This window comes from Pseudomonas sp. TH41, from assembly GCF_016650695.1.
GTDB lineage: Bacteria > Pseudomonadota > Gammaproteobacteria > Pseudomonadales > Pseudomonadaceae > Aquipseudomonas.
Genome location: NZ_JAEKFH010000003.1, coordinates 1,105,111 through 1,125,363 on the forward strand (window position 1 = coordinate 1,105,111; position 20,253 = coordinate 1,125,363).

Sequence of the window (20,253 nt, forward strand, 5' to 3'; positions counted from 1 at the left end):
GCGGGTCACTTTCGAAAAGCGCGAAAGTAACCAAAGCGCTTCTGCCCCTTTCGTTCGGTGCCTCGCCTAGGCTCGGCATGCCCTCGCTCCGGTCCTGCTCCGTGGGCCCGCCGCCATCGGCCATCCATGGCCGGGGGCGGCTAACCCGGCATCCATGCCGGGTTGCCCACTGCGCAGAACCTCCACTCGGCCTCTCGAGGGGGCGGTGCATCCAGATCAAAAGCTGCAGGCGAGCTAACGCTCGGCCTGTTGAGTGGTAAAAATCAAAAGCTCCACGCCGACCTGCTTTCTGTAGGAGCGAGCTTGCTCGCGATGGACTTGAGAGCAACGCGTTTACTCAGGAAGAACGCGTTATCGTTAACGTCCTTCGCGAGCAGGCTCGCTCCTACCCCGCTCCACATATAAGAAGCCGATCTTGCCGTCGCCGTTGCCGTTGCCGTTGCTTTGCTTCGGCTTCAGATCTGCCGCCCCTTTCCCAGAGGCCGAACGCAGGCGTTGCGTAGGGGGCAACCCGGCATGGATGCCGGGTTAGCCGCCCCCGGCCCAGAGTGTGTAAAAACGGGCTCAAACATCGTCGGCGCGTGCGCCGACGAGTGTTGGCTGGCTCATTAAACCAAAAGCGTTTTTCGTAGCTCCAGCCCGTTATCAAGGGGCCTCTGGCGGCGCATCACAGCTCGTCTACCAGACAAAACGGGGGCTTTTCAGGCCGCCAGCGCTTTCATCAGATTCTGCGCACCGAGGATTTTCATCACCCTTTTCAAGTTGTAAGCGAGCACATTCAAGCTCATTTCGGTGCTCACCCCGGCAAGTCGTCGGGTCAAAAAGTGCGTCGCACCCATCCATTGTTTGAGCGTCCCGAAAGGATGTTCAACTGTCCGTTTGCGGATCTTCATCATCTCCGGCGCTTCGTCCAGGCGGACCTGCATCTCCTCCAGCACCGCTTCATGTTCCCAGCGACGAACCTTTCGCTCTCTGGCCGGTGTGCATTGCGCCTTTATCGAGCAGGACCGACAGTTCGAGCTCCAGTAACTGTTCAGCGTCTTGCCATTATCGACGCAAGCGTTGCGCCAGGTCAGCACTTCCTTGGCGGGGCAGACGTACACGTCTTTGTCCGCGTCGTAGATGAAAGCATCATTGTTAAAGCGGCCATCGAATTTGGCCCGCGAGCTCTGCGTCTTCGGCACATACGCGGTAATCGCTGCTTCATGGCAGGCAAGGATCTCCCCGCTTTTGTAATACCCGCGGTCAGCCACCACCGACAACGATTCGAGTTTCATCGCCTCACGGGCCTGCACCGCCATCGAACTGAGCTGATCACGGTCGTGGCCCACATTGGTCACTTCGTGCGCAACGATCAGGTGGTGCTTGGTATCGACCGCGGTCTGTACGTTGTAACCCACGATGCCTTTACCGCTCGTCATCATCGAGCGGGCGTCCGGGTCGGTCAGCGAGACCTGCTTATCCGGCGATGTCTCAACTTGAATTTCTATCTCCTGAAGCGCTTTCATTTGCTCCTTGAGTTTGGCGATTTTCTCTTCCAGGCCGCCGCTTTTTGGGTCCGAGGGCTTGGGCTCTTCACGATCAGCGGCATCCAGTGCCTTCAGATAACGGGCAATGCTCGATTCGATTTCTTCCATCCGCTTCTTCAGCTTGGCGCTGGTAAAGTTGCGGTCGCGGTGGTTCACCGCCTTGAACTTGCTGCCGTCGATGGCAATCAGGTTTTCCGAGAAAAGCCCTAGTTGCTGGCACAGCACAACAAACTGGCGGCAAACGCCTCGAATGGCCTTGCCGTTGTCCTTGCGGAAGTTGGCGATGGTCTTGAAGTCCGGCATCAGGCGACCGGTCAGCCACATCAGCTCGACGTTGCGCTGCGCCTCGCGCTCAAGGCGTCGGCTCGACTGAATACGGTTGAGATAGCCGTAGATGTAGATCTTCAGCATGACGGCGGGGTGGTAGCCCGGTCGGCCCGTTTCAGCTGGGACCGCGCTTTCAAAACCCAGGGTGATCAGGTCGAGCTCATCCACGAAGACATCGACAACGCGCACCGGATTGGTGTCGCTGACGTAATCGTCCAGGCTCTCGGGGAGCAAGGTACTTTGACCTCGGTGTTCACCTTGAATGAAGCGTTTCATGGCTAACCCTTACGATGAAATCCCGGGAAATCATAGCAAGGGTTGGCTTGGATTTTTACACACTCTGGGCCATGGATGGCCGATGGCGGCGGGCCCCCGGAGCAATGCCGGAGTGAGGGCATGCCGAGCCTTAGCGAGGCACCGAATGGAGGGGCAAGCGTTTTTGGTTACTTTTTAGGCGTTTGTAAAAAGTGACTCGCTGTAAGAGCGAAACCGCCAGCAGCCGCTACCGCAAAAACGGATATGCCCCCCATCCCATCCCATCCCATCCCATCCCATCCCATCCCATCCCATCCCATCCCATCCCATCCCAACAAAACGCCCCCGCAACCCAAGAGCCCCCTCACCAAAAACTACAGCCCCCTCAAACATTTCCCCTCTGTGAACAGCATCACACCCCGGACCGGGGCTTTTTATTGCCCGCAGCTCCAGCAAAAGCACGATTACTCTCTCTGTATCGACACTAGAACAAACACATCCCTTACCCCTTGAGCACCACGGGTCCGCCTGCAGGGATCGTCAACTCACTTTCCAGCCCAAGACCTCAGTGGTGCGATTGCTGAGGTCATCATGCACACGACGCCCCTTTACCGTCAGTTAGCCAACCACTACCTCGACGCAATCCGTAGCGGCACCCTGAAAACCGGTGAACGGTTTCCCTCCATTCGGCTGATGATGGAAAAGCACGCCGTCAGTCTGTCGACCGCGGTGCAGGTCTGCCGGGAACTGGAGGACTATGGCGTGTTGGAGGCCCGTCCGCGCTCCGGCAACTACATTCGCCAGCCCGACACATTGCCCAAACCCACCCCGATCGCCCCGCCCACACCGTTGGATACCGGCGTTTACGTCGGCATTCACGAACAGGTTTCGTCGGTGCTCAAGGCCAGTCAGCGCGCGATGATCAAGGTCAATTTCGCCAGCGCCTACTGCGCTCCGGAACTCTATCCGCTGAAAACCCTGCAGGATCATATGATCAAGGCGTTGCGCCAGGATCAACACTTGCTGGGTGCGCCAGGGTCGACCTGCGGCAACCTTGCATTGCGCAATATCCTCGCCCGACGAGCACTGACGGCCAAAACCAATGTGGCAGCCGAGCGAATTGTGATCACCAACGGCGCAACCGAAGCGATTAACCTCGCCTTGCGCGCGGTCACTCAACCCGGCGACACCGTGGCCGTGGAGTCGCCAACCTTTTACGGTCTGCTGCAAACGCTCGAAAGCCTGAACCTGCGCGTGCTCGAAGTCCCGGCGACGGCCCACTCGGGGATCAACCTGTTCGCGCTCGAACAGCTATTGCGGGGTCCCGAACGGATTCAGGCGCTGATCGTCATCCCCAATCTGCAAAATCCGCTGGGCAGCATCATGCCCGACGTCAACAAGGCGCGACTGGTGCAACTGTGCGCCGAACACAACACCGTACTGATCGAAGACGACACCTACGGCGATCTGGTCGACACGGAACAGCCGCTGTCCACGCTGAAACATTGGGACCGCGCCGATAACCTGATCTATTGCGCCTCGCTGAACAAAACCCTCGCACCGGGCATGCGCCTGGGCTGGATCAGCGCGGGGAAATGGCACGACCGCGTGGAGATGCTCAAACACACTCAGTCCCGTGGCTGCGAAGCGTTGTCGCAACTGGCGGTCAGTGCGTTCATGAAGACACCGTCCTACGAACGCTACCTGCGCCGCTTGAGAAAAATCCTCACGCAACAACGCCAACAAATGAGCGCGGCGATTACCCGCTATTTTCCCGAGGGCACCCGCGTGACCAACCCTCAGGGCGGTACGTTGTTATGGGTCGAACTGCCGCGCCACCATTCGTCCATGGTGTTTTTCCATGAGGCGTTGAAGGTCGGCATCCAGATTTCGCCGGGGGATATCTTTTCAAACGCCAAACGCTTCAATCACTTTGTGCGCATCGGTTGTGGTGCGCCGTACTCACCGCGGATTGATGAAGCCATGGCGACCCTCGGACAACTCCTCAAACACCAGCGATAAACACAAATCCTGTAGGAGCGAGCTTGCTCGCGAAGAACGTTAACGATAACGCGTTCTTCCTGAATGAATATGTTGTCATCAAGTCCTTCGCGAGCAAGCTCGCTCCTACAGGGGCCAGGGGGTTTAGAGAGGGTTCTGATGCAGGCAGATGATGTGCGGATCATCATTCCAATGGGGGAATCGTTCAGCAATCAGCGGGTCATGGCCGGGGATCACATGGTCTTCGCCGTCGGCCAGGCTATCGATCAAGCTGAACGCCTCAAGCGTCTGCGCCAAGTCATCAAGGATCGGAAACGGGCTGCGCTGCCGAATGTTCGCCCACAAATGTGCCGCATCCGAGGCCAGCACAATCCACCCGCGCGCGGTTGCCACCCGCACCACCTGGCTGCCCGGCGTATGCCCCCCCACCGGGTGCAAGGTTACGCCGGGCATCACTTCGACAGTGCCGGTGTGCAAACGCATCCGACCTTCGAACAGCGGCGGTAGCGCCGACATCACGTCATCGACCTCGTAGGTTTTGTTCACCGTGCGATGGGCCATTTTCGGCCCGGTGCAGAAGCGCAGTTCCGCTTCCTGCAAATGCACCGTGGCCTTCGGAAACAGCCCCAGGTTGCCGGCATGATCCCAGTGCAAATGCGTGAGGATCAGGTTCTCGACGTGTACCGGATCGATATCCAGTTGGCGCAGGGATTCTTCGGGCAAGCGATACATCTGACGGTTGCGTCGATCCGCCGTGGCCGGTTGAAAGCAGGTGTCGACCACGATCACCTGCTGTTCATTGCGGATGACCCAGAAGTAGTAGTCCAACGGCATCGCCGCATTCGGATCACCACAGCAGGCGTCGTAAAGAAAGTTCTCCCGGGCGGTGCGCTGGGCATTGGCGCCGACACGGATGGCGAACACTTCGTACACAGGAACGGACATATTCACCTCCTGATCAGGCCACGGCGGCGGCGTTGAGGGTCGGGCGGAAGTCGAAATCGATCTCGTCGCAAATGCCCAGATCCTGCGCCAGACGATGCAGGCCGCTGTAATCGCGCATGATCGTCGCGTTCTTGTTGCGCTCCTGAGTGTCGGCGATGATCAGGGCCGCGTCCTCGACCCCCAGCTGCGTCAGGATCGCCTCCCACATCGAGTAGTCCTGGGCGATAAAGGCACTCAGTGCCACCGACAATGTACGTGCGAAAAACGTTCGCTGAGTCGGCTCCATGTTCGCGTACATGACCTTCGCCACTTCGGCGAGCACCTTGCTGTGGGCATACTCGTCGCGGTTATGCAGCTCGGCCACGCGACGGTTTTGCGGTTGAATCGTCTGATCGTCAGCCAACAAATCCAGATAGGCGTTGACGCTGATCTCCGCCACCACCGCAAAGGTGATGGCCGCCAGGTCTCGCTGCCACTGCTCGGGCAGTTCTTCGCGCAGCGCAGCCAGGCGCAGATACGTGACCGATGGCGGCAAATCCAGATCCTGATCCAGTGCCCGCTCGACCTTGGTGCGTTCGATAGCCCGCAGGTGCATGAGCGTGTGGTAATGCTCGTCGATCAAGGTTTGCTGCATCGCCTCGCGGAAATGCCAGTCGTCCTTGCCCAGGTACTGATTGGCAATAACGCTCAGCGCCGGGTTCACCACGTGTTCTTCAGCGGTCACCGTGCGCAGGTTGTAGCCGATCCAGCCCCAGGTCACCACGGTGCTTTTGAGTTCATCGCTCAGGGCCTGGAATTTCGGGTGATGGAAAAACGGCACCATGCACTCGGGATAATCCGGGCGTGCCGGGTCAAACGCTTCGCTGATTTCAGCCTTGTCCGGCGCACAGACCGTGGCTCGTTTAGTCCACGCCTGATTCAGACGTATCACCAGTTGATGATCGACCTTGGCGATCTCGATTGCTGTTTGCATGACGCGTTACCTGTAAGACGCGTACCCGCTACGGGGTACGCCGATGGAAAATTGGGCGACGGATAAATCAGGCCAGCCAGTAGCGGGTCAGGTTTCGCGCCGGGTCAGTGTATCGACTGCGGGCGTGAATCATTCGCCAGTTGTCCCAAATCAGCATGCAGTCGTCGGGAATTAGCACCGGAGTGTTGTGTCGCACGAAATATTCCTCACCCAACACCGCAAACCGGGCCAATGGCAACGAGCTGTTGGCGACCAGCGATTGCTGCAGATCTTCCTTGGACGGGTTCACATCGCCGTAGTGAAACTGGTTGTAGCTGAAGCGGAAAATGTCCCCCGCTTCGGTAGGCGTCAGGATGTATTCCTTGACCCGGCGCTGCGCGGCTTCCCCAGGTTTGGCGGTGGCAACGAATTCCACGGGGGTTTCGTCGATCCACGTGCGCAACTCGGGCTCGGTGCGTTCGAGAAACGCCAGGAACTCGTAACCGTCCACCAGTCCTGTATGCCCTCCGCCGCAGGTTGCCTGTTGATGACAATGCAACGCCAGGTAGCGCGGTGGCGGTCCGTAAACCGGCGCTTCGGTGTGCGGGCCAATACCGTTCATGCTCTGGGAATAAGGCAAATCTTCGTATCCCGGCTTGCGGGTGATGGCGAAGGCCATTTGCCCGTTGAACTGCGGAATGATCGGGCCGAAGTCATGCAACGTGCCTACGACGTCATTGGCGAATTCGTCCGGTGTCAGCACCGTCCAGCCTCGCGCCGACAATTCTTCATGGCGATGGCCCAGCACTACGTAAGGTTTAGACGCAACAATCCCTTGATCTGACATGGTGATGTTCCTGGCTGATGATCAGGCGTTGACGGTTGAGGTGTAAGCGGCAATGAGTTCACTGCAGGCAGTGCCCGGTTGATAGCGTTGTTCATCGATGCTCTGCACGGGCGTGATTTCGGCGGCGGTGCCCGTCAGAAAACACTCGTCGAAGTCGCCAAGTTCTGTAGGAACAATGGTTCTTTCGACCACCTGGTAATCCAGTGCCTTGGCCAGCTCGATGACGGTCTGGCGGGTAATACCATTAAGAAAACAATCCGGCACGGGGGTGTGCAATGTCCGGCCTTTGACGAAGAACACGTTGGCGCTGGTGGATTCGGCGATGTTGCCGCGCCAGTCGAGCATCAACGCATCGTGATAGCCGGTGTTTTCAGCATCGTGCTTGCTGAGTGTGGCGATCTGATAATGGCCAGACGCCTTGGCTTCGAAGGGGCTGCTGCTCGGCGGCGGACGGCGCCACTGGGCAGTCTTCAAACGGATCCCGGCCATGCGCGCCGCCGGGTCGAAATAGCTCGGCCATTGCCAGCAGGCGATCGCCATATGCACGCTGTTGAAGCGGGCCGAGGTGGAAATCATTTCACTGCCGCGCCAGGCCACCGGCCGCAGATAACCGTCGACCACGTTGTTGCGGCGCAGCAGTTCATGACTGGCGGCTTCCAGTTCGGCAAGTTCATAGGGAATGACGAAATCCATCAACGTCGCCGAGCGATACAGACGCTTGCTGTGTTCGCGCAGTTTGAAGATCTTGCCGTTGTAGACGCGCTCCCCTTCGTACACCGTGCTTGCGTAATGCAGGCCATGCGTCAGCACATGCAGTTGCGCCCGGGACCACTCGACGAACTCGCCGTCGAGCCAGATAAAGCCTTCTCGCTGATCAAACGGAATACTGCTCATGTCCTTATCTCCTGATGAATCGTCCTACGCCGTTTCCAGCAGGACCGGTATTAATTCGGGGGCGGCCACCGGCTCGGTCTGAAAGAAGAACGAGCGCTCACCAAACGCCGGCCGCAGCTCATCGAACCAGGTCGCCTGCGGATCGAATCGCGCATAGAACGTTCGCAGTACCCATTGCGGATCGCGGGCCTGGAGAAACTGCAGCACAAAGACTTTTTCCCCGGCGACGGTCTCGATACCGTTGATCAACACCTTGCCGTAGAAGGTGCTCATGGAAGGCCCGCGAACCGTGCGTGCCAGCCCCGACACTGTTCGATAGGCCGCCTGAAAGATCTCGAACGCGCGAGCCAGTGGCATCGCGAAGTAGTGGCTGGGGCCGGTATCGCGCTCGACGAACAGGTAATAAGGCACTGCGCCGAGTCGAACGCCTTCGGTCCAGAGCGCAGCCCAATCGGCGGGGTTTTCGTTGATGTGCCGTATCAGGGGGGCCTGCATGCGCAAGGTCGCACCGGTGGAACGGATGCGTTCGACGGCCTGGCGAGCGATGTCCTGGCGGATCTCCACCGGGTGGTTGTAGTGGCCCATGATCGAGAGGTTTTTCCCCGCCGCAACAATCCGTTGAAACAGTTCAAGCAGCTCGGGCGCGTCTTTATCGCTGACAAACCGTTGCGGCCAATACGCCACGGATTTGGTGCCGATACGGATGCTTTTCAGGTGGGGCAGTTCCAGCAGCGGCTCGATGTACCCGGCCAGTGAGCGGGTGTTCATGATCATCGGATCGCCGCCGGTGATCAGCACATCGGTCACTTCGGTGTGTACCCACAGGTAACTCACCAATTCCTGGGATTCGCGCGCGTTGAACTTGAGTTCTTCCTCACCAATGAACTGCGCCCAGCGGAAACAGAACGTGCAGTAGGCGTGACAGGTCTGACCGGCACCGGGGAAAAACAGCACGGTTTCGCGGTACTTGTGCTGAATGCCCGGAAGGACTTTTCCGTTGAGTGTCACGCCGTTGTGCGTCAACTGGCCGGCTGGATGTGGGTTCATGCGTAGCCAGATCGCCTCGATCTGACGCTTGATGGCGACGGCATCGTCCCGTTCGATCAGGTGCTTGAGCGAGGCATACTCGTCCGGCAACAACATGTCCTTGTGGGGAAAGGTCATGCGGAAAATCGGATCGTCCGGAATGTTGTTCCAGTCGATCAGCGTCCCCAGTACATATTCATTGGTGCGAAATGGCATGACCCTAGCGACGACAGTCATGGCTTCCTGCAACGCTGGCGTCAGTTGGTGCCAGTACGGCGTGTCGCGAATGGTGCGTGAGTTATAGGGTTTGTATCTTTCCTGCTCCGACATTCCCTGCATGGCAGCGCTCCTGGTAATTTCCTGGCGTGGTTACTGGATGGCAGGCGCTGCGCGCTCTATGTCCATCCATGCCCGAACGCTGTCGCGATCCCACTGCCGGCGCACGTAAGCGGTCAGTCGCGCGGGAACTTGATCGCCATTGGCGACCAGGCGGTTGAGCATGATTGCCAGGTCCGTGTCGGCAATGCTCCAATCACCGAACAGATGCTCCGCTCCCCCTTCCAGCAACCGATCGGCGACAAAAAACAGCCTGTCCGCGGCCGCCAGGGCTTCATCGGACAGTGGGTTATCTTTTTTGCCGAAATAAATAAGGTCCGCTGGACGCTCTTTGCGAATGACCAACAGATCGCTGCGCAACCAGGCTTGCAGTTGACGGGCGCGGGCGCGCTGCTTGATGTCCAGCGGGAATAGTTTTTTGTGGCCAGGAGAGAGTTCATCCAGATACTCAGCAATGGCCGACGATTCCGACAATGCAAAGCCCTCATGAACTAACGTTGGAATTTTGCACGTTAACGATACATCGTGATAAGGCTTGAGATAGTTCTCACGACCTTTCAAATCCACAGTAACCAGATCAAACGAAAGTTGTTTTTCTTTCAACGCGACAAATGCCGACATCGCAAATGCACTGACAAAATCCGCACCGACATAGAGTTTAAGTTTCGTGCTTTCCATAGACCACTCCATTTCATTAACTGCGCTGGTTAATAGGCATTGGAAGTGATCGTAATTAGTTGACTGGACGCTGAATAGATACAGAAATTGCCTGTTTCTATCGATACAGAAAGTACTCACAGGCAAACCGACAGCCAGGTCGGGAGCGCTCGACAGAAACGAAAAAAGGGAGTCTGCGGACGCCGACTCCCTTGGGCAAAACGAAGGACATTACGCTTGAGTGATCAGCCCGTGGCTGTCGGCAAAATTCGAAAGCAGCGCCATTTGCGGCATGTTGCTCATGTTCAACATCGCCAGCGGCTCAACGGCGCTGGTGTTGACGAACCCGTGTTTCGTCCAGGCCGGCACCAACAGCACGTCGCCAATGCTGACGGTCACTTCATCAGCGTCGCCCAACGTCAATGCACCGCGGCCGGACTGAATAACGAACAGGTGCCACCAGGAATGGGCGTGCCCGTTCAGTACAGCGCCTGGTTTCAACCATTGCATGGCCATGGCCATACCCGGTGTCACTTCGCATCCCTTGATGCTTTTGTCGTGGGCCAGGGCGACGATATCCACCTCACTGGCCTCTAGGGATTTACGCATATCCGCTAGTTCAGCACCTTTCCACACCCGAGGACTGAGCGTTTGATGGTGCAAACTTTGACGAAAGTCTTTATATGAAAAAAACGCACCCTGAAAGTTATCCATCCGCACGCTCCGCGTTGTTCTTACCACTTAAGCGCCGAACTTTAGGTTAACCATTCTGCACTGTAAAGCCGCGCGGATTTATTTATAACACCGAAGGCCGCAACGCCACGATCATATCCACTTCTACCGCAGCGTTTTTTGGCAGCTGATAAACCCCCACCGTTGTTCGCGTGTGTTTACCGGCGTCGCCCAGTACATGACTGAATACATCCGAAACCCCATTCGCCACGTCACTGAGGTCCACAAAGTCTGCCGTTGATTTCACATACACAGTGACCCGTAACAACGATTTGATTTTATCCAGTGAGCCGATGGCATCCACGATCAATGCAAGCCCGCGCATGGCGCTGATACTGGCCGCCGCTTGCGCATCGCTCAGGCTGAGCTCCTGCCCCACTCGGCCAGGGTACTGGATTTTGCCGTTCATGCGCGGCACCAGCCCACTGACGTATAGCTCATCGTGATGCCGAATCAGCGGCGCGTAATGCCCGCCCGCCGTGTTCTCGCCGTAGATGTCGTAGCCAAGTTCTTTAGCCAGCATGAGGAAGCGCTCATCACAGCTCATTTGCTCAATCATCTATCCAACCCTCTTAATCAATACTGCAAAAAACATTGATCCCGGCGACTCACCCCACGGCTCTCGCCGGGGCGGCCAGGCAGGTCACTTCGACGCGGGACTCAATCGCCTCGGCCAGACGCAGCAGGTTGTCGCTGAGCTGCTCGTAGTCCTCGCAGAACAGCACGATGTGACCGATGAACGAGGTGTTGTCTTGCACCAATGCCGTGACCGAATCACCGACGCGCTTGGCGTACACCGCTTCTACCAGTTCGATGTTCAGTTCCCGGGCCAGCAACTCGATGTCCGGTGCGCCGCGCAATAGACCGCCTGCCGGGGCCCTGAGCAGACGGATGCCGCAATAGCCCCGGGCGACAGGGTCGAGATGTTCGGTCTTGCCTTCCACCGCCCACCTCACCCAGCGCTCCCACGGGTCGAAATCGATGAACGCCAGACGGGCCAAATCCCAGATGTGCATGCCCCCAGGGCGCATGTTGGTTTCCACCGCCGAGGTCCGGCCGTCGCTGCGCAGGAAAATTTCGTTGTGATAGGCGCCGTTATCCAGCGAGACCAACCCGGACATGTGCCGACCGGCAGCCGCCAATCGAACCTGGACGTCCGCGGGCAATGGCGCCGGCACCACTTGCTGGATTTCCGCGCGATAGGCGCCTTCAGTGGTGGTCTTCTCGGTGACCCACGTGCTGCCGGCGACGTAGTCCCAGCTGTATTCCCGTGCATTCTGGATCAGTTCCTCAAGGACGATGCCGCCTTCGCGATACGGCTTGAGCGCCTGCCAGGCTTCATCGCACTCCGACGGATGATGGATCACCCGGCAGCCTCTGCTCGCGCCTTCGCAGGCCGGTTTGATGAAGGCTCTGCCGCCCAGTTCGACGACTCGCTGGCGCAGTTCGGGCAGGCTCTCGATGCGTGTGGAAAAGACCGGGCGATAGTCTTCCGGCGAGGTGCCGGCAGCCGCCTCCAGCCGGCGAAAAATCTGTTTGTCCAGCCCCGCCCGCGCCTCGCCCGGCGTGATACCCGGCAGGCCGTAATGCGTGGCAAGCGCCGCGCCGAGCAGCACGCCACGGTCGGAAAACGGCAGCACCCCGATCAGCTTCCAGCTGTCGGCATTCAGACAACCCGCCACCAGTTCCAGGGAGGCCGCAACGTCTTGCGCTGCCAGCGAGGTGCTGCACACGTGGTCCGCTACCTGATCGTCACCGGGCTGAATTTTCTCGACCAGCAGGATCAGCCGGGCGTTGTAGAGCTTCTTACAGAGGTCGCGCAACTTATGGATATCGTGCACCCGATTGCCGTTGTACCCGACCACTACTACGCAAGATGTCGTATTCATAAAGCACCCGACCTATGAAGGGAAAAACCGAAAAGCGATGGTTCAGTCGTGCAGCGAGGCGTTGGATTTACGGTTGAGCCAGTACCAGGCCAGAATCCCGCCCGCGCCAATGGCGGCCAGCACCAGAGCGTTATAGGGCGGTGGCGCGACCCGCATGATCAACACCGTCATCCCGGCGCCGACGCCGAGGGAGACTTCCTTGACGAACATGTTGTTTTGTTTGACCGAGAAGTAATCGAGGTAGCTGAACGCGCATTCGGCGAGGGACAGCAGCGCCACCCAGATCAGCGCGCCGGCGAGGGTTTCGACGTGGAAAGCAGCCGGGGACGAGAGCACCGCAAAACCGCCAATGATGATCCCGATCACGGCGACCACCTTGAAGCGCCCGGTGCACTCGATCAGTTTCATCACCGGCACCTGGGCGAACACCACCACGGCGCTGTTGAGGATCAGCATCAGGCCATACCAGGCCGGCAGTTCACCGGTTTCGAGGAGGATGGCTTGCGGCAGGATCGAGAACACGCCAAACAACTTGATACCCATGATGATGCCGGCGATCACCCACGGCAGTTTGTTGCGCCAGCCACTGCCGTCCCGGGTTGCCGGGCTGGCAACCACCGGTTGTGTGGTGAATGTCGCCCCCATGGCGATAGGCAGGCACAGCAGGATGAAACTGGCGGCACCGAGGAAGAACATCGTTGGGGTCAGCAGCGGCGATAGCAGGATCAAACCGGCCACCAGGCTGCCCATGTTCATCGCCACCCGGTTGTAGGCCGCGCCCTCTTTGGTCTGGGCCGCTTCGCTCTTGATCAGGTAGCCGGCAATCGCAATGCCGTAGGCAAACAACGCGGCGGCGAACATCACCAGGCCCTGGTTGCTGGTGACCGCGAGCAATACCAGCCCGAGTGCCGCGCACAGCAGCGTGACGCTCAGGGAACGGCGGCCCAGCACCAACAAGGTCAGCGGCAACAGCAATAACAAGGCCCGGTAGCCGAGGGCGAGGATGCTGTTGGTGGCGGTATCGAGCCAGACGTTGGCCTTGCCCAGTACCGCGAACAGCGACACGGCGGTAATGATCCGGATCGTGAACAGGCGGATGTTGATCACCGGCTTGGCGATGGCGACCGTTGTTTGAACACTCATGCAACACCTCTGCAACCGAATAATTGTCAGGGCCACAGGCACCGGCAATCAGGAAAGTCCTTAAGGCGATGGTAGAGAGAGAGGCTTGTTCTGATCAGAGCAAGTTCGTATAGAATCAAACGAACTTTACTGCTGGAGAGACCAGTAAAATGCAGGTTCAGCGAGCAGTGATCGCCGCCATCGAGTTCCAGCCCGGAGTACCGCTGGTCCAGCAGATCGTCGATCAGTTGTCTGTAGCGATCAGCCAGGGCGGCTTGCCTCACGGGGCCAAGCTGCCACCGATTCGCGAACTCTCCGACCTGATGAACGTGGGCAAGTCGACGGTGGTCGACGCCTTGGACCGCTTGCGGGCCAAGGGCCTGGTGGTTTCACGCCAGGGTTCGGGGCATTACGTGCACCGCACCGGCACCACGAGCCCGACGAATGCAGCTCCGGACCTGCAGCCTCAAGACACCCTCAGCGTGGTCCGCCGCGCCCTGTTGCTGGACAACGGCGCGCTGCGTCCCGGCTGCGGATTCCTGCCGACCTCGTGGCTGCCTGCTGACGAATTGCTCAAAGCCGTGCGTGGCACCCTGCGTGCCACGAGTCTTCGGATGGGCGAATACGGTGTCGCGGGCGGTTATCTGCCACTGCGTCAAGCATTGCGGGTCAAGCTGTCGACCTTCGGCATTGAAGTCCCGGTGGACCAGATCATCACCACCGCCAACACCATGCAGGCCATCGACCTGCTGATGCGACTGTTGATCAAACCCGGCGACACGGTGCTGCTCGATGATCCGTGTTACTTCAACATGCACGCCAACCTGGCGCTACACGGCGCGAAGGTCATAACCATCGCCCGGGACTGCGACGGCATGGATCTGGAGGCCCTCGAGCAGTTGTTGATTGCTCATAAGCCCGTGCTCTACATGACCAACAGCACCCTGCACAACCCGACTGGCCACTCGTTCTCCCCGGCTCAGGTGTATCGCTTGCTGGAGCTGAGCCACCGGTACGGTTTCCATATCCTCGAAGACGACTTGTACTGCGACATTCAACAACGCCGCACGCCGCGTCTGGCGGCCAGCGGGTTGGACAACGTCAGCTACATCTCTGGTTTCTCCAAGACACTGACTGCCAACAGTCGCGTCAGTTATGCGGTGCTGTCACCGCAACTGGCGGCACGGCTGGTCGCCCTGAAAATGGCCTGCGGCGGTGTGACTTCGGAACTGGCTGAGCAGATTACTTGCACGATGCTCAGTGACGGCAGCTACACCAAGCATGCGCGGCGCACGGTGGATCGGCTTTATGAGTCGAGTAGTCGGGTGGCGGCCTGGCTGGTCGAGGCAGGTTGCTCGATGTCTTCCCTGCCGGGTGAAGGGCTGTTTATCTGGACTCGCTTGCCCGAGGGATTGCACGCTGAAACCCTGGCCAGAAAAGGCCTGGAAAACAACCTGGTGCTGGCTCCTGGCACCTTACTCAGCAAAGCGCCCGATGCCAGCCACTTCCTGCGTTTCAACGTGGCGCACAGCGACAGCCTGCAGGTGCGCGAACGGTTCTTCCGCTTGCTCGACACACCCCACAAATAACTGATCGACACCAGTCCTGTGGGAGCGGGCTTGCTCGCGAAAGCGGTGTGTCAGCCGACACTCATCATGAATGTGTCATTGCGGTCCCTGTAGGAGCTGCCGAAGGCTGCGATCTTTTGATTTTGATTCTCCGCGGAGCTGACATTCCTAAAGATCAAAAGATCGCAGCCTTCGGCAGCTCCTACAAGGTTATGCGCGAACGCGGCAACCCAATCCCCCGGAAAAGCCCCAACAAAAAGCCCCGCACTTCTCTCGAAGGCGGGGCTTTTCTTTACAGCATCGGACGCTTAAGGCGCGTACGTCAGCAACAACTCGGTCGGCACTTTGAAGTCCAGGGACATCATCACGCTCAACGCGGTAATGGTGAAGATCGAGAACACGAACAGTTTGCGTGCCCAGACCGTGTCATCCACTGCCTTGTAGCCGGTCCAGGCCATGTACAACCAGTACATGCCCATGGCCGCGGCGACGGCGAGGTAGCTCATGCCGGCGTAGCCACTGAAGGTCAGCATCAAGGTCGCCACGAGGAACGCCAGGATGTAGATCAGGATGTGCTTCTTGGCCACTTCGATTCCGCGCTTCACGGGCAACACCGGGATCGATGCGGCCAGGTAATCGTTGAAGCGGAAAATCGCGATGGCGTAGGAATGCGGCATCTGCCACAGGCTGAACATCACCAGCAACGTCAGTGCGGCCATGTCGAAGCTGTTGGTGACCGCCACGTAACCGATCACCGGCGGCATCGCGCCCGACAGACTGCCCACCAGCGTGCCGTGAACCGACTTGCGCTTGAGGTACAGGCTGTAGAAGCCGACGTAGATGACAAAACCGATCACCGCGAACAGTGCGGCCAGCGGGTTAGCGACCTTGTACAACAAGGCAACGCCGGCAACACCCAGAACGGTCGCGAAAACCAGCGCCAGTTTCAGGGAGATCAAACCCTGGACCAGCACCCGGTTTTTTGTGCGTTCCATCTTCAGGTCGATGTCGCGGTCGATGCAATTGTTGAACACGCAACCAGAGGCTACGACCAGGGACGTGCCGATCATCGCAGCCAGGAAAATGGCCAGATCGACATGCCCTTTCGAGGCCAGGAAAAATCCGCCTGCCACAGAAAGCACGTTACCGAAAATGATCCCCGGTTTGGTGATTTGGATAAAGTGCTTAAAGGACATCCGGACTTTCCTCAGTGCGCCATCATGACGGTGTGGATGCTGAACATGATCCACAGCGACAAGCCAACCAACAGGACGATGACCATTGCCGCGAAGATAAACGCGATCACGTTGTTACGCTGGGCAGCGGAACGGTCCAGGTGGAGGAAGTACACCAGGTGAACAAGCACCTGGATGACTGCGAAGGCCAATACGATCCACAGCGTCCAGACTTTCGGCAGCGACGGGTACATCACCAGGCCGAAAGGAATGATCGTCAGGATCACCGACAGGATGAAGCCGATGGCATAGGACTTGACGCTGCCGTGGCTGTCGTCATGACTATCGTGGCCATGGTGTGAGTGAGCTGCATTAGCCATTACAGGGTCCCCATCAGGTAAACAACGGTGAATACGCAGATCCACACCACGTCCAGGAAGTGCCAGAACAGGCTCAGGCAGCTCAGGCGAGTCTTGTTGGTCGACGTCAGGCCATGTTTGTTGACCTGATACATCATGATCGCCATCCAGATCAGACCGCTGGTTACGTGCACACCGTGGGTACCGACCAGGGTGAAGAACCCGGACAGGAAGCCGCTGCGGTTAGGACCGTAGCCTTCGGAAATCAATGCGTGGAACTCGTTGATTTCCATGCCGATGAAGCCCAGGCCAAACAGGAAGGTAATCGCCAACCAGCCCAACACAGCCTTCTTGTTGCCCTTGAACAACGCCAGCATGGCGAAGCCGTAGGTAATCGAGCTGAGCAACAGGCAGGCGGTTTCGCCCAACACGTAAGGCAGTTCGAAGATGTCGTGGCCCGACGGGCCACCCGCTACGTTGTTAACCAGTACCGCGTACACCGCGAAGATCGACGCAAACAAAATGCAGTCGGTCATCAGGTAGAGCCAGAAACCGAATACGGTCATCTCGCCCGAGTCGTGGTGATGGTCATCATGCCCATGTCCATCGACATGGGTGTGTCCAGCATTGGTCACTAAGTTCGACATGGTTTAAGCCTGTTCCAACGAGGTTTCAACACGGGTGGCGGTGGCCGGAATTGCTTTGGCCGCTACCAGACGCTTGTGCTGCTCGGCTTCGATGCGCTCGATCACGTCGACCGGCACCATATAGCCCTGGTCATCACGGGCAGCATGGATAACGAAGTAGATCACGGTACCGGCGAGGCCGAAGATGGCCATCCACCAGATGTGCCAGATCATCGCGAAACCGAACACGGTCAACAGAGCACCCATGACCAGACCGGTCGCGGTGTTGTTTGGCATGTGGATCGGCTCGTACCTGGCTGGAGCCCGGTACGCAGTACCGTTTTCCTTGGCTTCGGTGAACGGGTCGATACCTTCGGCTTTCGGCAGTACGGCAAAGTTGTAGAACGGTGGCGGCGACGAGGTCGACCACTCCAGCGTGTGGGCATTCCACGGGTCGCCGGCTTCGCACATGTTCTCTGGCTTTTTGCGGTCACGCACACTGACGTACAGCTGGATCAACTGGCAGGCAATACCGACGGCGATCAAGATCGCGCCGAACATTGCAACGTGCAGGTACGGTGTCCACTCAGGGTTGGTGGTGCTGTTCAGACGACGGGTCATGCCCATGAAGCCCAGGACATAGAGCGGCATGAACGCGACGAAGAAACCGGTGATCCAGAACCAGAACGCTGCCTTGCCCCAACCTTCATGCAGCTTGAAGCCGAACGCTTTAGGGAAGTAGAAGCTGAAGCCTGCGATGTAGCCGAAGACCGCGCCGCCGATGATCACGTTGTGGAAGTGAGCGATCACGAACAGGCTGTTGTGCAGAACGAAGTCCGCACCCGGAATGGCCAGCAATACGCCGGTCATGCCGCCGATAGCGAAGGTCACCATGAAGCCCAGGGTCCACAGAACCTGGCTGGTCATGCGCAGACGGCCCTGGTAGATGGTGAACAGCCAGTTGAATAGCTTCACCCCTGTCGGAATCGAGATCAGCATCGTCGCCAGGCCGAAGAAGGCGTTGACGTTGGCACCCGACCCCATGGTGAAGAAGTGGTGCAGCCAGACCATGAAGCCCAGGATCGAGATCGCGCCGCTGGCGTAGATCATCGAGTGGTGGCCGAACAGACGCTTGCCGGAGAACGTCGAGATGACTTCGGAGAAGATCCCGAACGCCGGCAGAATCAGGATGTAAACCTCGGGGTGACCCCAGGCCCAGAACATGTTGACGTACATCATCGGATTGCCACCAAGTTCATTGGTGAAAATGTGGAAATCCATGTAACGGTCAAGTGTCAGCAGCGCCAGGGTAGCGGTCAGGATCGGGAAGGAAGCGACGATCAGAACGTTGGCCCAGGTGCAGGTCCAGGTGAAGATCGGCATGTCCATCAGTTTCATGCCCGGGGTACGCATTTTCAGCACGGTGGCGAGGAAGTTGACCCCCGTCAGCGTTGTCCCTAGACCCGATAGCTGTAGTGCCCAGATGTAGTAGTCCACACCCACGCCCGGGCTGTAGCCCAGTTCCGACAGCGGTGGATACGCAACCCAACCGGTACGGGCGAATTCGCCGACACCCAGGGACACGTTGACCAACACAACGCCGGACACCAGCAGCCAGAAGCTCAGGGAGTTCAGGAACGGGTAGGCAACGTCACGGGCGCCGATCTGCAGCGGCACTGCAAGGTTCATCAGGCCGGTGAAGAATGGCATCGCCATGAAGATGATCATGATCACACCGTGAGCGGTGAAGATCTGGTCATAGTGTTCAGGTGGCAGGTAGCCAGGCGAACCTTCGGTGGCCAGGGCCAACTGGGAACGCATCATGATGGCGTCGGCAAAACCACGCAGCAGCATGACCATGGCAACGATGATGTACATCACGCCAATTTTCTTGTGGTCGACCGACGTCAGCCACTCGGTCCACAAGTAGGTCCACTTCTTGAAATAGGTGATTGCAGCGAACACCGCCAGACCACCGAGCGCGATCATGGCGATGGTAATCATCACAATCGGCTCGTGGAACGGAATCGCTTCCCAACTTAATTTACCAAACATCGTTTACTCCTCTGCCCCGGCAGCTGAATGCGAACTCATGTCCATCCCTTCCATGGCGGCCATTTCGTGCTCTTTCTTCTCGTGGTGCATTGGCTTGCCCGGTTGCATGCCTTCGTACTTGTCGACGATGGTCTGGAACAGGTTTGGCGTGAACGAGGAGTAGAGCTCTACTGGATTGTTCTGGCTTGGTTTGGAAAGGGCTTCGTATTCAGCTTTTTCAAGCTGTTTAGGTGCCTTCTTGACATCACTGACCCAGGCATCGAAATCCGCCTGAGAAGTGGAGATAGCTTTGAACTTCATGCCGGTGAAACCTGCGCCGCTGTAGTTGGCGGAGATACCGTCCATCTCAGCGTTCTTGTTGGCAATCAGGTGCAGCTTGGTTTCCATGCCGGCCATTGCGTAGATCTGGCCGCCCAGCCCCGGGATGAAGAACGAGTTCATCACGGTGTCGGAAGTGATTTTGAAGTTGATTGGCGTGTTGGCCGGGAACACGATCTTGTTGACCGTGGCGATGCCTTGTTCCGGGTAGATGAACAGCCACTTCCAGTCCATCGCGACCACTTCAATGGTGATCGGCTTGACGTCGGACTCCAGCGGCTTGTAAGGATCCAAAGCGTGGGTCGACTTGTAGGTGACATAACCCAGGGCAATGATGATCAGAACTGGAACAGCCCACACCGCGACTTCGATCTTGGTGGAGTGGGACCACTTCGGCGTGTAGGTGGCGCTCGTGTTGGATGCGCGATACTTCCACGCAAACAGGAAGGTCATGACGATGACTGGCACGACGACCAACAGCATCAGCAGCGTTGCGGTGATGATCAGGTTTCGTTCATCCAGGCCCACCTGGCCCGTGGGATCAAGCAAGGTCATGTTGCAGCCTCCCAGCAACAATGTGCCGAGCAGCGGCAATAAGCCTAGTAATCTGGGGTACCTGTTTTTACTCATCTCACGACCT

General features: G+C 58.2%; 18 protein-coding genes. 2 read left to right on the plus strand and 16 right to left on the minus strand.

From position 1 onward, the window contains the following. Positions 1 to 701 precede the first annotated feature (701 nt). Positions 702 to 2,132, minus strand: coding sequence for an IS1182 family transposase (locus JFU37_RS07815; RefSeq protein ID WP_201111875.1), 1,431 nt, complete (start codon positions 2,130 to 2,132; stop codon positions 702 to 704). 570 nt (positions 2,133 to 2,702) lie between these two features. Between JFU37_RS07815 and JFU37_RS07820 the strand changes: the two genes are divergently transcribed. Then, a complete protein-coding gene (locus tag JFU37_RS07820; RefSeq protein WP_201114740.1) occupies positions 2,703 to 4,133 on the plus strand; it encodes an aminotransferase-like domain-containing protein in 1,431 nt (476 codons plus the stop codon). Between the two features lie 123 nt (positions 4,134 to 4,256). Here the strand turns inward: JFU37_RS07820 and JFU37_RS07825 are convergent, their stop codons facing one another. From JFU37_RS07825 to JFU37_RS07870, 10 genes are all read right to left on the minus strand, one after another. After that, complete coding sequence (locus tag JFU37_RS07825; protein WP_201114741.1) at positions 4,257 to 5,057, minus strand: N-acyl homoserine lactonase family protein; 801 nt, start codon at positions 5,055 to 5,057, stop codon at positions 4,257 to 4,259. Between the two features lie 13 nt (positions 5,058 to 5,070). Further along, on the minus strand, positions 5,071 to 6,030 hold the full coding sequence (locus tag JFU37_RS07830; RefSeq protein WP_201114743.1) for a diiron oxygenase: 960 nt from the start codon (positions 6,028 to 6,030) through the stop codon (positions 5,071 to 5,073). Between the two features lie 67 nt (positions 6,031 to 6,097). Beyond that, on the minus strand, positions 6,098 to 6,856 hold the full coding sequence (locus JFU37_RS07835; protein WP_201114747.1) for a TauD/TfdA family dioxygenase: 759 nt from the start codon (positions 6,854 to 6,856) through the stop codon (positions 6,098 to 6,100). 21 nt (positions 6,857 to 6,877) lie between these two features. Then, a complete protein-coding gene (locus tag JFU37_RS07840; protein ID WP_201114748.1) occupies positions 6,878 to 7,750 on the minus strand; it encodes a branched-chain amino acid aminotransferase in 873 nt (290 codons plus the stop codon). A 24-nt stretch (positions 7,751 to 7,774) separates the two neighbouring features. Beyond that, complete coding sequence (locus JFU37_RS07845; RefSeq protein ID WP_201114750.1) at positions 7,775 to 9,115, minus strand: KamA family radical SAM protein; 1,341 nt, start codon at positions 9,113 to 9,115, stop codon at positions 7,775 to 7,777. Positions 9,116 to 9,145: 30 nt separating this feature from the next. Beyond that, positions 9,146 to 9,790 carry a glutathione transferase gene (yfcF, locus tag JFU37_RS07850; protein WP_201114752.1) on the minus strand — a complete coding sequence of 215 codons (645 nt, stop codon included), beginning with the start codon at positions 9,788 to 9,790 and terminating at the stop codon, positions 9,146 to 9,148. 210 nt (positions 9,791 to 10,000) lie between these two features. Next, the gene (locus JFU37_RS07855; protein WP_201114754.1) at positions 10,001 to 10,483 is read right to left on the minus strand and encodes a cupin domain-containing protein; all 483 of its coding nucleotides are present in this window, start codon (positions 10,481 to 10,483) and stop codon (positions 10,001 to 10,003) included. An 82-nt stretch (positions 10,484 to 10,565) separates the two neighbouring features. Next, on the minus strand, positions 10,566 to 11,060 hold the full coding sequence (locus JFU37_RS07860) for a RidA family protein (protein WP_201114756.1): 495 nt from the start codon (positions 11,058 to 11,060) through the stop codon (positions 10,566 to 10,568). Between the two features lie 49 nt (positions 11,061 to 11,109). After that, positions 11,110 to 12,390, minus strand: a complete 1,281-nt coding sequence (locus JFU37_RS07865; protein ID WP_201114758.1) for a biotin carboxylase — start codon at positions 12,388 to 12,390, stop codon at positions 11,110 to 11,112. Positions 12,391 to 12,432: 42 nt separating this feature from the next. Continuing rightward, positions 12,433 to 13,533, minus strand: a complete 1,101-nt coding sequence (locus tag JFU37_RS07870) for a hypothetical protein (protein WP_201114760.1) — start codon at positions 13,531 to 13,533, stop codon at positions 12,433 to 12,435. 149 nt (positions 13,534 to 13,682) lie between these two features. On the opposite strand from JFU37_RS07870, the gene JFU37_RS07875 reads away from it, so the two are divergent. Next, a complete protein-coding gene (locus JFU37_RS07875) occupies positions 13,683 to 15,101 on the plus strand; it encodes an aminotransferase-like domain-containing protein (RefSeq protein ID WP_201114762.1) in 1,419 nt (472 codons plus the stop codon). Between the two features lie 287 nt (positions 15,102 to 15,388). On the opposite strand, the gene cyoE is transcribed toward JFU37_RS07875, so the two are convergent. Genes cyoE through cyoA form a run of 5 tightly spaced genes read right to left on the minus strand, consistent with a single transcriptional unit; the run spans position 15,389 to position 20,243 of the window. Beyond that, complete coding sequence (cyoE, locus tag JFU37_RS07880) at positions 15,389 to 16,276, minus strand: heme o synthase (RefSeq protein ID WP_201114764.1); 888 nt, start codon at positions 16,274 to 16,276, stop codon at positions 15,389 to 15,391. A gap of 11 nt (positions 16,277 to 16,287) precedes the next feature. After that, positions 16,288 to 16,635, minus strand: coding sequence for a cytochrome o ubiquinol oxidase subunit IV (cyoD, locus tag JFU37_RS07885; RefSeq protein ID WP_201114769.1), 348 nt, complete (start codon positions 16,633 to 16,635; stop codon positions 16,288 to 16,290). Beyond that, positions 16,635 to 17,261, minus strand: coding sequence for a cytochrome o ubiquinol oxidase subunit III (locus tag JFU37_RS07890; protein WP_201114770.1), 627 nt, complete (start codon positions 17,259 to 17,261; stop codon positions 16,635 to 16,637). The genes cyoD and JFU37_RS07890 overlap by 1 nt, the downstream gene beginning before the upstream one ends. Before the next feature lie 3 nt (positions 17,262 to 17,264). After that, positions 17,265 to 19,295: a cytochrome o ubiquinol oxidase subunit I gene (gene cyoB / locus JFU37_RS07895; protein WP_201114771.1), complete on the minus strand. Its 2,031-nt coding sequence runs from the start codon at positions 19,293 to 19,295 to the stop codon at positions 17,265 to 17,267. Between the two features lie 3 nt (positions 19,296 to 19,298). Beyond that, a complete protein-coding gene (gene cyoA / locus JFU37_RS07900; protein WP_201114772.1) occupies positions 19,299 to 20,243 on the minus strand; it encodes a ubiquinol oxidase subunit II in 945 nt (314 codons plus the stop codon). Positions 20,244 to 20,253 lie beyond the last annotated feature (10 nt).

Excerpts from the sequence above, each read along its gene's own strand:
- JFU37_RS07815 (WP_201111875.1), bottom strand. The coding sequence starts at position 2,132 with ATGAAACGCTTCATTCAAGGTGAACACCGAGGTCAAAGTACCTTGCTC.
- JFU37_RS07820 (WP_201114740.1), top strand. The coding sequence starts at position 2,703 with ATGCACACGACGCCCCTTTACCGTCAGTTAGCCAACCACTACCTCGAC.
- JFU37_RS07825 (WP_201114741.1), bottom strand. The coding sequence starts at position 5,057 with ATGTCCGTTCCTGTGTACGAAGTGTTCGCCATCCGTGTCGGCGCCAAT.
- JFU37_RS07830 (WP_201114743.1), bottom strand. The coding sequence starts at position 6,030 with ATGCAAACAGCAATCGAGATCGCCAAGGTCGATCATCAACTGGTGATA.
- JFU37_RS07835 (WP_201114747.1), bottom strand. The coding sequence starts at position 6,856 with ATGTCAGATCAAGGGATTGTTGCGTCTAAACCTTACGTAGTGCTGGGC.
- JFU37_RS07840 (WP_201114748.1), bottom strand. The coding sequence starts at position 7,750 with ATGAGCAGTATTCCGTTTGATCAGCGAGAAGGCTTTATCTGGCTCGAC.
- JFU37_RS07845 (WP_201114750.1), bottom strand. The coding sequence starts at position 9,115 with ATGCAGGGAATGTCGGAGCAGGAAAGATACAAACCCTATAACTCACGC.
- yfcF (WP_201114752.1), bottom strand. The coding sequence starts at position 9,790 with ATGGAAAGCACGAAACTTAAACTCTATGTCGGTGCGGATTTTGTCAGT.
- JFU37_RS07855 (WP_201114754.1), bottom strand. The coding sequence starts at position 10,483 with ATGGATAACTTTCAGGGTGCGTTTTTTTCATATAAAGACTTTCGTCAA.
- JFU37_RS07860 (WP_201114756.1), bottom strand. The coding sequence starts at position 11,060 with ATGATTGAGCAAATGAGCTGTGATGAGCGCTTCCTCATGCTGGCTAAA.
- JFU37_RS07865 (WP_201114758.1), bottom strand. The coding sequence starts at position 12,390 with ATGAATACGACATCTTGCGTAGTAGTGGTCGGGTACAACGGCAATCGG.
- JFU37_RS07870 (WP_201114760.1), bottom strand. The coding sequence starts at position 13,533 with ATGAGTGTTCAAACAACGGTCGCCATCGCCAAGCCGGTGATCAACATC.
- JFU37_RS07875 (WP_201114762.1), top strand. The coding sequence starts at position 13,683 with ATGCAGGTTCAGCGAGCAGTGATCGCCGCCATCGAGTTCCAGCCCGGA.
- cyoE (WP_201114764.1), bottom strand. The coding sequence starts at position 16,276 with ATGTCCTTTAAGCACTTTATCCAAATCACCAAACCGGGGATCATTTTC.
- cyoD (WP_201114769.1), bottom strand. The coding sequence starts at position 16,635 with ATGGCTAATGCAGCTCACTCACACCATGGCCACGATAGTCATGACGAC.
- JFU37_RS07890 (WP_201114770.1), bottom strand. The coding sequence starts at position 17,261 with ATGTCGAACTTAGTGACCAATGCTGGACACACCCATGTCGATGGACAT.
- cyoB (WP_201114771.1), bottom strand. The coding sequence starts at position 19,295 with ATGTTTGGTAAATTAAGTTGGGAAGCGATTCCGTTCCACGAGCCGATT.
- cyoA (WP_201114772.1), bottom strand. The coding sequence starts at position 20,243 with ATGAGTAAAAACAGGTACCCCAGATTACTAGGCTTATTGCCGCTGCTC.